Origin of the sequence: Bradyrhizobium lablabi, from assembly GCF_018131005.1 — a bacterium.
Lineage (GTDB): Bacteria > Pseudomonadota > Alphaproteobacteria > Rhizobiales > Xanthobacteraceae > Bradyrhizobium > Bradyrhizobium lablabi_D.
The window spans coordinates 157,682-170,331 of sequence record NZ_JAFCJK010000002.1; the positions used below are offsets into that span (position 1 = coordinate 157,682).

The window sequence follows — 12,650 nt, forward strand, 5'->3', positions numbered from 1 at the left end:
TGTCCCTTCCGACCCTTAGTGCACCCCGTTTTCGGCGCAATCGGACGAAGTCTTCAAAAGGGCCAGGAGCGAGCATTAATGGTCGATAAGTGGCGAAGACCGCCCGAAAGCGATCTTCGCTTGGGAAGGAAAAGCCTTCCGTCAGACGTCAACCTGGATGGAAATGTTGGAGCGTACCCAATCCGATTGCCCGGCCTTCAGCCGCTTGGCTTGAAATTCTGCGAAAGCTGGATCGGCACCAATTGAGGCCAGGGTGCGCCCATAAGCCTCTATACTATCGAAACGAGCGACGAAGGCGTAGTTTCCGACCTCGCCACCGATCACTGACCAATAGCTAACGTCGGCCCCGTGTTTCCTCCAAAGCACCGCACCGTCCTTTGCAAGCTGTAAGACGGTCGCAAGATCGCTACCGGGCTTTGGATGCGAAACGAACTGCATAACAACTGCAGGCATCTTCCCCTCCATTGATAAATTATGCGCCAAACAACCTGATAGGTCATCTAACGCCAAGGAGGGTTTCAAACGGGGCCGCCTCAGGCTTGATCTGGATCAATCCTTGTTCCAGCTTGGCTGGCAACTCGCGAGTTGGACGAGCAGCAAGGGGCGCACCACACATCGTTTTTCTGCCGAGAGATCTTCGCGTTCAAAAGCCGACATCTCAGCGTTGTCACGGCGAAGACGACAAGCCAGCTACTTTTCGGCTGAAAACAGGTCGCACGATCCCTGAATTCCCTTAGGACTGAACGAGCCCCGCTGCGCAAATTTCAGTCCAGCTCCCGCGTCTGACCGGATGAGTCGATCTTTTCAGAGCTCCGTCGAACTTTGCGGTCGGCAACATCCGGACAGAGTCGATCAGTTGCCGAAAGACCGGTGTGATGCTGCCGGTACGCCAGATGGCGCGCCTCGGCCGACCGACGCACAGGTTCCGAGCCTGCAGGCGACGGATCGCCCGGTGACCGGCGCCCCATCGCGGCCGCATCGGCGCGTGATGGCGCAATGATCTCCCTGTGATCGCGCGGTGACCGGCGGCGCGCAGAGTATTCGCAGTGTGCGTGTCCCCGGGCACGCCGGCTGCACCAGCGCCGAAGCTCGCGAATCCAGGAGAAGGCCAATGCCGCTCATTCGTGCCAACCGTGAGTCCGTCGACGATCGCTTCAGCGTGCTCGGCTTCACCGTGCGCACCGAGAGCCCGCTGTTCGAAGTCGGAGTTGCGACCGATCCGCAGCTGTTCCGCGCCGAGAACCGCGGCCGTCGCAGCCGGCGCAATTTCTATTCCAGCCGCTCGGTCGGCGCGGTGCGGGCACGCCGCGGCGAGGCCGTATATTTGGTGCCGCCCGACGTGCTGGCGAATTTCATCGGACAGCCCAAGCTCTATTTCGGGCTTGCGACCTATCGGGAGGACTCGGGCGGCCTGCCGGACTGGGTGCAAGCGCCAACCGAAGGCCACATGTATGTCGACTTGAGCGGCCTCACCGAGCGCGGACTGCGCCGCCTTGCCGGACGCGCGAGCGCGGTGGGCACCTATGGCGCCAACAATGGTCACGACCCGAGCCTCGACTGGGGCGGCGACGCGCAGCCGCAGGCGCCCGCGGCCGCGCGGCCGGCAAATGGCAAGACGGCCGCGGCGCCCGCCAACGGCAAGGCGGCTGCGGCACTACCGCCCGCGCCAAGCCAGCCCTATGACGACGGCTTCGGCGCGTTTCCCGCCACCAAGCCAACGCCTGCGGATACGAGCGCGGCCCCCGCCAAGCCGCCAGCGGCGGTCGCGCAGGCCTACCGCTCGGCACGCGCGCTTGACGACGGCGACGAGACCTACGGCATCGAAGGTCCGATCCCCGACGACGAGGCGACGGCGCAGGCGCAGGCTCTGCGCAGCCGCACGCTGGATACACCCGCGCCCGAATATCCCGGCGCGAGCCGCTTCGCGCCGGCGCATTCGTCGAACTATCGCGCGGTGAAGGCGCCGCGTGAAATCGACAAGGTCGTCATTCACATCACTGACGGTGGCAGCCGCATCACCGGCACCATTGGCTGGTTCCAGAATCCGAACCAGCGCAACGCCCGCAACCAGCCGATTCACGTGAGCGCGCACTACGTCGTTGGCCGCGACGGCGAGGTGGTGCAGATGGTGCGCCACAACGACATCGCATGGCACGCGGGCACCGCGAACAGCCACAGCATCGGCATCGAGCACGTCGCCAATACGCGCGGCCTGGTGCCGACCGAGGAGGAATATCGCGGCTCGGCCGCGCTGGTCGCCTGGCTCTGCAACTGCTTCAGCCTGCCGATCGACCGCACCCACATCCTCGGCCACGCCGAGGCCGATCCGCACACCAGCCACACGGATTGTCCGAACGCCGTGTGGGACTGGGACCACTACATGGATCTGGTGCGCGATGCAGCCGCCGGTCCGGCCGCCGCCACCGAACCCGCGCCGGCCGCGCAGAGCCTCGGCCGTGGCCGGCAAGTGGGCGCTGGCGCCTATGCGCGCGCGCAGGAAATCATCGAGCCGTTCTACGACCAGTCGAATCCGATGAGCGCGCTGACCTGCCAGGACAACGCGTTCAGCCTCGCGCGCGAGGAGTGGTTCATGGGGGTGGGCGACACCACGCAATTTCCGCACTCGGCGATTTGCCAGCTGCGCATGACCGGCCCGGACGGCAAACGCTACGCCGGCACCGGCTTCTACATCGGGGCGAACCGCATCCTCACCTGCGCGCACAATCTCGACGGCATGGCGAGCGTGACCATCATCCCGGGCCGCAATGGCACCGACCAGCCATTCGGTGACTGCACGGTGCAGAGTTCGTCCTGGCGCATCGCACGCCCGCCCTATACGGGCGAAGGCAACTGGGAGAACGACCTTGCGGTGATCGACAACGTGCCGCTTGAAGCGCCGAACGGCCACTGGTTCGGCTTCCTCAATGCCACGCCTTCGGACCAGTTGCCGATCGTGGTCTGCGGCTATTCCAAGGGCTCGCGCAAGATCCCCGAGCTGACCCAGGCGATCGACGGCGACAAGCAGCACCTGCACGGCGGCTATGCGACCAGTCAAAGCAATGGCGAGGTGATCGAGTATCCGATCCTGGCGCTGCGCGGCAACAGCGGCTCCCCGGTATATCACCTCAGCGACAGCAGCGGCACGCTGCAGGCGCTGGTCTGCGCCGTTCACGTGACCGGTGAGCCGGCAGCGCAGGGCCTCAATCGCGGCTGCTTCATCACACCCAACAAGATCGACTGGATCGAGGGCCGCGCGACCGCCTTTGCGCTCGGCACGAGCGCGCCGCAGCGCCAGAGCGCGCGCAAGCGCAACGCAGCCGCGCGGTCGGCGGGCTCGAAAGCCCTGTCGGCAGACACCTTCTCCTGGCCGGCCGGAATGGCTCCGGCCAGCTATCTCGTTGCCGATTTCATCGACGCCTACAACGCACGCATCGCGGCCGGCGTGACCTGGGCGCCGGCTCCAGATCCGACCCGCTATGACAGCGCGGCGAATGCGGCCGACGCCTCGGCGCGGCAAGAGACACTCAGCCACGCCATTGCGCGGATCGCCAGCGAGCTGCAATCCGACAGCGGGCGGCAGGAAGTCAGCCGCGCGATCCTGCAGGTCACTACCGCTGTCTCGATGCAGGTGCTCGACGAGATCCGCGGTCGACTGCCGCGAAGCCTCTACCAGGTCATTCTGGCTGGCGATCCGGCGCCGGCGCAGAATCCGGACCTGGTGCTGCCGCGCGCGCTGACCTATCTCAGCCGGCGTGTCGGCATGTTCATGGCCTGGGTCGATATCGCGATCCAACAGGCCACGAGCGACACCGCCGCGCGCCTCAACGCTCAGAGGGAGCAGTGGGACGCGCTGATCGGCGCTGCCGACGCGGGCGCGACCGTGTTCGGGCTGGCCCCGGGTGCCGGCGAGGTCGCGACCATCGTCGGGCTCGTGGTGCACGCGGTGCTGGAGGCCGAAGCGCCCAAGTTCGAGCGCGAGTATGCCTCATTCGATGCCGCGATGCGCGAGATCAGGCGTTCGTACACGGCTCTGCCGGCAGCCGTGCTGCGCGGCCTGATCACCAATGCACTGGGCGAGAAATTCACCCTCGACGAAGCGCTGATCCACCCCGACGTGCGGGCCTATCTCGATGCGCATTCCGCCTATTCCCTGCAGGGCTGGGAACAGGAGCTCGCATTCCTCGGCTACGCGGCGGCCGGCGTTCGCGCGCAGGCGGCCGCGTTGCAGGCACGGCAATCCGGTAAGCCCGTCGCACGTGCGCGCGCGCTCATCATCGGCCCCGAGGACGTCGAGCAGGCGCAGCGCTACGCGCCGCGCTGGGCCGACCTGTTCAACTGGAGCGTCCCGGACTGGATCCCCGGCTACCTCGCCGGCCGCGAGATGAGCGTGCAGCGCATCGCGGACGCGGCCGGCGCACTCAATCTCGACCGCTACGAGGTGAGCATTACGGCCGTGCCGTCAGGCTACACCGACGTGTCGTTGCTCGACTACGTGCGCGTCCATCTCAACGACTTCCTCGACACCGGCAACAGCGAATTCATTCCCTATACGATGGGCGACGACGACGTGAAATGGACGTCCGCCTCGCCCGTCGGCACGGTGTTCAAGATCGACATCATCGGCCCCGACAACGCCGCCGTGGTCGCGAGCCTGGTGGAAGAGCGCCGCTGGCGCTTCACTACCGTCCACACGCCGTGGTCGGGCGACCATCCGGTGAGCGGCCATCGCGAATTCGGCGTGCGCGCCGAAGCTGACGGAGCGATCGTGGTCTATACCCGCGGCGCCGACCGCGCGACCGACGGACTCGGCGAGAGCATCGCGTTCTTCGGCGCCGACCATCTCTGGCGCAGCTTCCAGGGCAAGCTCACCGAATGGGTCGCAGCGAATGGCGGCAGCGCGACCGCCCTTCCGCCGTTCAGCGAGCGCTTCCATCCCAAGGTGGTAGACATCCTCTATGGCCACGGCACGGTCGCGCAATCGCTTGCGGCCGCGCCAGCGCGCGCCAGGGATGCGCGGCACATCGTCATGGCGCCGAAGCGAAGCAGCGCATACGCGCTCGGTACCGAGACCATCGAGTATCCGGTGCAGCTGGTGCCGCAGCCGAACAAACTGGCCTGTTGGGCCGCCTCGATGGCGATGCTGCTTTCATTCCGCAACAACGCATCCTACGAGCCTGAGACGCTCGCCAACGAGGTGGGCAGTTCGCTGATGTCGAGCTACGGCTGGGACCTGCTTCAGGCGGTGCGCGACCGCTACGGCTTCACGGCGATCGACGTCCCCTCCAACACCAGCCTGTACTACTCCGCCGCACAATGGGCGAAGTGGTTGCGCGATCTCGGCCCGCTCTGGGTGGTAATCGTCGGCATGCCGCATGCCGTGGTGGTCAGCGGACTGCGCGGCGATACCGACGATCCCGACCATTGCGAAGTCAAGCTGCTCAATCCGTGGGACACGCGTGTCAGCTTCGACAACGATCCGGTCGATTTCCACCCGGCCAATGCCGGTTACGCGGACTGGCTGCCGTTCCGGCAGTTCGCGTCCGACTTCGGCAACATGGCGGCGCCCGACTACGGCAATTGGCGTGTGCTGCACCTGCCGCCGCAGCAGGCCGCCGCGGCTGGAACCTCCGCGCAGGCGCTTGCGGCACGCGCCAGGTCGCGCGGCCTCGCCGCGCCGCCGAAACCGGTGCGCGCCTTCGCGCTCGATGCCGCTGTCCCGCCGGACGAGCCCATCGAGCCTTCGCGCGTGATCGGCACGACGATGCGGCGCACGCGCGGCAACCGCGCGCGCCTGACCTGGGCGCTCGATCAGCTCGACGGCGTCAAGGTGCCCGATCCCGCCGCCGCAATGGTGCCGGCGCTGATACCGACCACCATCACGCTCGACCGCTGGCCCTGCGTCGGCGGCGACGCGATGCCGCTGCCGCTCACCGTGCGCTTCGACGCCGGCGGCGGCGCGTTGGGCAATGTGCGCATCGCGCCCGGAACCGCGGCCGAGCTCCCCTATGACGTGACCGTCACGGCGACGATCGAGGACGACGCCAGAGCGCTGCCCGGCACGAGCCCGCAAGCCGCGCTGCGCGTCACCATCGACTACGACTTCACCGGCGCGCCCGGCGGCGACGCCTCGGCGCGGATTGCGCTGCGGCTCGTCGGCAATGGCCGCTACGACATGGACAGCAACTGGCAGTGAAACATCCGGCAGCGATCGGTCGACCATGAACGAACGCACGCGCAGTTCAATATTTCCGCCGCAACCGAACGGAGCGCGCGCGCGGGCGCTCGCCGACCCGGCTCCTGCGTCGCCGCCCGCTCCGGCACAGCAGCCGAAGCCACCGGCCACCGAGACGCTGGCGCAACGCACCGGCGCGCTGGTCAACGAGATCGACTTCCCTGGCTTCGTCGCAGGGCTTGTGCACGGCACCTTCGACGCCATCACGGACGCCGCGATCCGCCAGATGGAGAGCTATTCCAGTCTCGTGTCGGCGGTGGCGAAAACGGTCGAGCAGTTCACCGAGGAGAACGTCACGCCGAACCAGGCGCGCGACTGGCTGGCGCAGCGCTATCCCGGCGAGGTGCGCGTCGCGGCGCCGACCGCCGAGCAGCCCGCACCGGTGCTGGTGCCGATCGCAGAGGGCCTGACGCCCGCCTGGCTCGCCGACTATGGCATCGAGGGCGAGGAGCTGACCAGCGAGCTGCTGGAGGAGCGCGTGCTACCGCAGGTCCGCACGCGCGTCGGCGCGGACCGGCAGCAATTGCTCGCCACCATGGTGGTGCTCGGCATGAACCGCGTCGCGGTGCGCGACGGCTCGATCACCGCCAAGGTGATGTTCCGCGCGACCGCAAACGACGCCGCGAAGGTCGGCTACGCCACCGGCAGCGATCCGAAGAGTGTGGCCGACTGGGGCGAGCGCGGCAGCCTCACCTATGGGGGCGCGAATTCCACGATGGTGTCGACGCTCGGCGTCAACGCGCAAAGCGACAGCACGCTGCGTGCCGACCTGTTCGGTGAGGTCAGGCTCAATTTCGTGAGCGAGACGCTGCCGCTCGACCGGCTCGCCGACCCAGTGAAGCTCTCGCTGGTGCAGCGCAATGCCGCGCCCGTGTCGCGCGCCCCGGCGGCGCCCGGCTCGACGCCCGCGGCCGCACCGGCGGCTGCACCGTCCGCACCCGCTCCGCACGGAGGCGCGTGATGCTTCGTGACCTCGCCACCATGCTGGAAGACCTGCAGGGCGGCATGCAGACGCTGGCGCAGCAATCCGCTGTGCGCCTGACGCAGGCCGAAATGACCCTGCCGGTCGATGTCGCGCTGGTGCTCAAGGACGGCAGCTGCGCGCTGCTCGCCGACGCGCCGCGCAACGCCGCCGACGCGCCGTGGTGGCAGGCGCAGTCGCGCCTCACCGTGAGCTTCGATGCCGTGCCGACGGAGTGGCTGCCATGAACCCGGCGCTACCGCCTCTCATGCAGGAATCCGGCGTGCCGTTCGACGTGTTCATCACGTCGCTCACCGAGCAACTCGACCGCGCGCAGGCCTCGATGGCGCTGAAGGCGCGGGTCGCCAAGCTGCCGCTGACCTTCGCCGTGAAGGACGTTTCGCTCGACGTGCGCGCCTTCGTGCAGTTGGTCGATGACGACGTGTTCGTGCGCCCGGCCGGTCCGGGCGACACCGAGGCGAGTACCATCAAGCTGACCCTCACCACTGTCACGCGGTCGATGGTCGAGGAGAACGCGGTCGATTTCAAGTCCGAGGACCCGCAGTTCTCGCTGCGCGAGGCGATGCACGGCCAGCTCAGCGACGAGGACCAGCGCCGACTCGAGCGCATCGGCGTGCGCACCGTCGAGCAGCTGACCGACCTGCGCAAGACCGCTGGCGCCGACGTGGTGGCGCGGCTCGCGCGCATGCCCGTGAACCGGCTGCAGCAGGCCCTGCTCGCGGCCGCCGCACCACGCGTCACGCAGGTCGAGGCGCCGGCGCCCGAAGCCGGATCGGAACGCGGCGCGGCCGCGCGCGTGCATCTGCGCGCACCCGGCCTGCGCGCCGGGCGCATCCCGTTCGTGCGCGCGGCCGGGCAGAACGTGCCAGTGGTCGAGTCGCATGACGGCCGCATGGTGCTGGCGCCACATGCGGGCCAGCTTGGCCTCGATGCCGAGATCGACTTCGGCGACGGCGAAATCGCGCGGGTGCCGCTCGCACAGGGCGGCATCGGACGCTGGGCATCCGGGAGCACCGCATGATCACACTACGCCCGATCGCCCCGCATGTGCCGCGCCGGCTGGTGCTCACGCTCAAGCTCGGCGAAATGCCCGAGCATGTGCCGAGCCTGCGCGAGGTGCGCCAGGAAGGCGCTCCGCGCGCCACGCGGATCGACGGCGGACCGATCGATCGACTCTTGTTGCATCACGGCGGCGCCGCGCGCAGCGTGCGGCTGCACAGCGCGCGCGTCACCCGCAGGATGCGGCCAGGCGTGCCCGGTGTGCGCCGCTTCGACGACGTCGAGCAGCTTTCCGGCGTCGCGCGCGTGCTGCGCGTCGAGGTCGCCGACGACAGCGCCTTGCACGCGCTGGTGCAGTCGCTCGCCCAGGTGCCACAGGTCGAGCGGGTCTCGCGCGATCTCGTCTGCGCGACCCCCTTCGATGCGCGTTCGCGCACGCATCTCGCGCTCGACCCGGTCGCGGCGCGCCGCTCGCGCGCCGTGATCCGCCTGCCGCAGGCGCTCGCGCTGCAGCGCGGCGATCCTTCCGTCGTGGTCGGCCTCGCCGACACCGGCGTCGCACAGGACCATGAGGAGCTCGCGCGCCGTCTGCGGCGCGGCTTCGACACCGTCGATCTCGACGCCGCGACGCTCGGCGATCTGACGCTGATCGGCGACAACAGCGCGCGCGACGAGGATCCGACAGACGAGGTCGGGCACGGCTCGGCCTGCGCCGGCATCCTGCGCGCCAGCGGGACGGGCATGCCGGCCGGCGGCGCCGGACTGTGCGGGCTCACCCCGGTGCGCGTGCTCGGCGCCGCGCTGCAGGGGGACAAGCGCGTCGGCGTCGGCGCGCTCGCCAATATAGATGCCGGCATGAAGCGGCTGATCGATCTCGGCGTGCAGGTGATCAACATGAGCTTTGGCACGCCGGAGTCCGCGCTCGGGGCGGACGATCCGCGCCCGCATGCCGAGGTGGTGCGCTACGCCGCGGCGCGCGGCGTGCTGCTGGTGGCGGCGAGCGGCAATTCCGGTCAGGTGGAACGCTATTATCCGGCCGCGTATGACGCGGTGATCGCGGTCGGCGCGATCGACGACACGCTCACCCCCAGCGCGTTCAGCACGCGCGGCGCGCATGTCGATCTGTGCGCGCCCGGCCGCGACATCTGGACGTGCGGGCTCTCGGGCTACACCCGCGTCAGCGGCACCAGTTTCGCAGCGCCGTTCGTCTCCGCGGTCTGCGCCCTGTTGGTGGCGCACGCCGAAAGCCGCGCCTGGCCGCTCGATCCTGCGACCGCGCGCGACATCCTCACCGTCAGCGCACGGCCGTTCGCGGCCGGCGCCGACACCGAGGGATGCGGTGCCGGCGTGCTAGACGCCTGGGCGGCGCTGACGCTGCTCGACCGCACCATCGACACAGAGCTGCAGGCCTGAGGAACGTCGCCATGACCAGACCAGCACGCAACCGCACATCCGGCTCCACCCGAGGGGGAAGTCAACCTCTCGCTTTCACCCCGCAGAACTCCCAACCCCTTCAGGAGGTTCGAACATGAAGCGCATCCTGTTAATTGATCTGAGCGAGCGCGAGCTGAAAGAGCGCGTCAAGCTACATGAACGGCACGACCAGCTCGTCGCCGCGAAGCGCATCGGGGGCCAGACTGGAGGTCTCACCGACGCGCAGGAAGCCGACCTCGTGCGCATCGCTGCCGCGCTCGACAGCGACTACCCGGTCGATCCGTTCTTCCAAAGCGTTGCCGCCGCAGTGACGCATACGCCCTGGACGGACCTAATCAAGAACCGGGACAGCGTGGTCGCGATGTACGGCCTGTTCGGCTCGCAGTGGCAGAGGCCCAATGAGGCAGATGAGGAACTGACCGAGGAGGAGAAGGAGGTTGCCTTTGTCTGCGGCCTCCTGGAACTGGACAATATCACCCTCGCGAGCGCGCCCGACTTCATCAAGAAGGTGAGTGAGGCGCACGGCGAGCTGCGTCAGAACGAAGCGCTGTTCCGCGCCGCCTACACTACCTTCAGCCGGCGTTACGAGACCGACGTGCAGAGACAGATCGACCAGGGACTGGTCGACCGCGACATCCTTGGCTGCATCGATCCAGACGGATCGATCAACCAGGATCCTGACCAGGGCAACAAGCCCTACCGCCGCGACGTGAAGGGCGATCCGCACCCCGCCGACATGCCCGGCTGGGAGCCGTTCCCGACCGACATCGTCAACGTGATGTCGGCGAAGAACATCGCGGCAGTGGTGCGCAAGCTGGTCAACGACCGCGTGACGGCGAACGATCCCTGGATCAGCAGCCGCCTGGAAAGCGCCTACAACATGACCACCGGCGTGGTGGAAGGCGCGCCGCCCTCGACCATCGAGATCATGCTGCCCGATCTCGAGGAAGCGATCGACATCGAGATCGTCAAGGGCAACGTCGAAGCCTCCCAGGGCATCTACTTCTGCTGGCAGCTCGACGAGGGCGTGCGGCTGTTCCAGGTGGTCGAGCGCATCGTCGACCTGTTCCGTCAGGGCCTGGTGCCGGTCGGACGCGGCAAGGTCGGCGACTTCCTGTTCGGCTACTACAAGAAGGCGGCCGAGCGCCTCACAGAGGCGGAGCGGCGCGACCTCTATCTGCGCATGTTCGGCGCGCCGGGCGGCAACCCGGCGAGCGAGCCGAACCGTGACTTCAACGAACTGTGGCTGCGCTTCGTTTCGGCGGTCTCAAGCTTTGCGCGTCAACTCACCGTGGAGCGCCTGCTGCGCAATTCCGTGCCAATGGCGGTGAGCCAGGAACAGGTGCGCAAGGCGGCGCGTGATCTCGGCGCCAACCTGTCGCGCAATGGCTACGGCATCGGCTACTACGCCGCCACCGAGCTGCAGCAGACCATCATCGAGTTCCGCGACATCCTGCAGGACAGCGAGCTGCGCAACGCCTTCGGGGCACGCGACATGTGGCAGGTGATCGACATGGTCAACGTCAACTATCTCGGCGGCGCGCGAAACACCCACCGCTATCGCACCCAAAGCCGCGCCGGCGCGGTGATCATCCGCTGGGTCGCCGACAACGTGCAGCGCCTCGCCAATATCGGCGGCGACGTCATCGACCCCGACGCGATCGTCAATCCGCGGCTGCGAATCGTCAACGCCTCCGCCAATCCGCTGCTCAAACCGAGCGATTGGGATCTGGTCAATGCCTGCGAACAGTGGCTCGCGGTCGGCGGCGTACAGGAGCAGAGCATCGAGCAGTATTCGCAGCCGATCGAGGCTCCGACCATGACCAGCCGGCCGATCGACATTCCGCAGGTCGCTCGCGACGTGCTCGGCGGCATGGGGATCGGACTGAACGGCTCCGGTTCGCCGACCAACATCGGGCTGCCGTCGCTATGAGACAGAGGAGAACACGATGCAACGCCAACAAGCCCACGCGCAGCCGATGGCGGCGCATGTCAAGCAATCACTGAAGCAGGCCGCGCACTCGCTCGGCGTGCGCGACCCGCTGCCGATCATGGGACCGCTGATCGACCGCACCTTCTACCGGCCCGATGACGACGTAGCCTATGCGGACAACCGCCTCACCCCAGGGGCGGTGCCGTTCGAGCCCTCGTTCTCCGAGGCCGAGCCCGACACCCTCCGATTCACTATCGAGCCGCTCGGGCCCGATGCCTCGCCGGTCGACCGGCGCAACGAAGCGACCAACGAGATGCGCCGCTTGATCGCTCCGCTGTTCGGGCGCGAGGCGCTCAATTGGTTCGATGCGCGCAGCGAGGAATGGCGCGGCTTCGGCGGGCTCGGCTGGATGTCCTACGGCGCCTGGTTCGGCAGCGCTTTCGACGAAGACGGCCTCTACGGCGCGAAGATCTACTACGAGATCGCGCCCTCGCAGATCGACGCGCTCGCGCCGAACCTCGCGCGACTCACACGGCTTGCGATGAGCGTGATGCCCGGCCTGATGCCGATCTTCACCTCGATCGGCTGCAAGCGCGACGCCGGGACACAGCGCGTCACCTTCATGCATCGCGGGCCGCTCGCGCTCTCCGCGCTAGGGCCGCTGATGAACCGGCTCGGCATCGGCCACCAGCTCCCAAGCCTGATGCGCGTGGTCGGGGTCGCGCTCGGCGGCCGCTTCGAACTGCCTAACGGCGGCGTGCTGGTCGGGCTGCGCGATACGCCGGCCGGCGTCGAGATGAAGCTCGAAGCGCTGCTCGCCGCGGTGCCGGACCTGCCGAGCCGCTTCCTCGACCTGCTGCGGCTAGGCCTTGCGGAACGACCGCGCCAGGTCGCGGCGCTCGAGCGCTGGCTCTCGGCGTTCGGGGTCGATGACGCGAACGAGCCCGGCCACTTCTCGGTGCTGTCGGTGACGGTGACGCCGAACGCGCAGGCGCGCATCAACCTCTATGTGCGGCCGATCGAATTCCAGATCTCCGACGCCCTCGACGAGCAGCGCGTGCAGAACTGAG

8 protein-coding genes are annotated in these 12,650 nt (G+C 67.9%); 7 read left to right on the forward strand and 1 reads right to left on the reverse strand.

Going from position 1 to position 12,650, the window contains the following annotated elements:
• Positions 1-141: 141 nt before the first annotated feature.
• On the reverse strand, positions 142-453 hold the full coding sequence (locus JQ553_RS05765) for a hypothetical protein (RefSeq protein WP_249144000.1): 312 nt from the start codon (positions 451-453) through the stop codon (positions 142-144).
• A 658-nt stretch (positions 454-1,111) separates the two neighbouring features.
• Here JQ553_RS05765 and JQ553_RS05770 point away from each other — a divergent pair.
• The 7 genes from JQ553_RS05770 to JQ553_RS05800 all read left to right on the forward strand — a co-directional run bounded on the left by JQ553_RS05770 (position 1,112) and on the right by JQ553_RS05800 (position 12,649).
• Positions 1,112-6,193, forward strand: a complete 5,082-nt coding sequence (locus JQ553_RS05770) for an N-acetylmuramoyl-L-alanine amidase (protein ID WP_212498952.1) — start codon at positions 1,112-1,114, stop codon at positions 6,191-6,193.
• A gap of 25 nt (positions 6,194-6,218) precedes the next feature.
• Positions 6,219-7,193 (forward strand): hypothetical protein, encoded by a 975-nt coding sequence (locus JQ553_RS05775; RefSeq protein ID WP_212498953.1) that lies wholly within the window; start codon positions 6,219-6,221, stop codon positions 7,191-7,193.
• Positions 7,193-7,441 (forward strand): hypothetical protein, encoded by a 249-nt coding sequence (locus JQ553_RS05780; protein WP_212498954.1) that lies wholly within the window; start codon positions 7,193-7,195, stop codon positions 7,439-7,441. Before JQ553_RS05775 ends, JQ553_RS05780 begins: the two co-directional genes overlap by 1 nt.
• Positions 7,438-8,235 (forward strand): hypothetical protein, encoded by a 798-nt coding sequence (locus JQ553_RS05785; RefSeq protein WP_212498955.1) that lies wholly within the window; start codon positions 7,438-7,440, stop codon positions 8,233-8,235. The genes JQ553_RS05780 and JQ553_RS05785 overlap by 4 nt, the downstream gene beginning before the upstream one ends.
• The gene (locus tag JQ553_RS05790) at positions 8,232-9,626 is read left to right on the forward strand and encodes a S8 family serine peptidase (protein WP_212498956.1); all 1,395 of its coding nucleotides are present in this window, start codon (positions 8,232-8,234) and stop codon (positions 9,624-9,626) included. Before JQ553_RS05785 ends, JQ553_RS05790 begins: the two co-directional genes overlap by 4 nt.
• A gap of 115 nt (positions 9,627-9,741) precedes the next feature.
• Positions 9,742-11,580, forward strand: a complete 1,839-nt coding sequence (locus JQ553_RS05795; protein ID WP_212498957.1) for a hypothetical protein — start codon at positions 9,742-9,744, stop codon at positions 11,578-11,580.
• Positions 11,581-11,596: 16 nt separating this feature from the next.
• Complete coding sequence (locus JQ553_RS05800; RefSeq protein ID WP_212498958.1) at positions 11,597-12,649, forward strand: hypothetical protein; 1,053 nt, start codon at positions 11,597-11,599, stop codon at positions 12,647-12,649.
• Position 12,650: the final 1 nt, after the last annotated feature.

Excerpts from the sequence above, each read along its gene's own strand:
- JQ553_RS05780 (WP_212498954.1), top strand. The coding sequence starts at position 7,193 with ATGCTTCGTGACCTCGCCACCATGCTGGAAGACCTGCAGGGCGGCATG.
- JQ553_RS05795 (WP_212498957.1), top strand. The coding sequence starts at position 9,742 with ATGAAGCGCATCCTGTTAATTGATCTGAGCGAGCGCGAGCTGAAAGAG.
- JQ553_RS05770 (WP_212498952.1), top strand. The coding sequence starts at position 1,112 with ATGCCGCTCATTCGTGCCAACCGTGAGTCCGTCGACGATCGCTTCAGC.
- JQ553_RS05790 (WP_212498956.1), top strand. The coding sequence starts at position 8,232 with ATGATCACACTACGCCCGATCGCCCCGCATGTGCCGCGCCGGCTGGTG.
- JQ553_RS05765 (WP_249144000.1), bottom strand. The coding sequence starts at position 453 with ATGCCTGCAGTTGTTATGCAGTTCGTTTCGCATCCAAAGCCCGGTAGC.
- JQ553_RS05775 (WP_212498953.1), top strand. The coding sequence starts at position 6,219 with ATGAACGAACGCACGCGCAGTTCAATATTTCCGCCGCAACCGAACGGA.
- JQ553_RS05785 (WP_212498955.1), top strand. The coding sequence starts at position 7,438 with ATGAACCCGGCGCTACCGCCTCTCATGCAGGAATCCGGCGTGCCGTTC.
- JQ553_RS05800 (WP_212498958.1), top strand. The coding sequence starts at position 11,597 with ATGCAACGCCAACAAGCCCACGCGCAGCCGATGGCGGCGCATGTCAAG.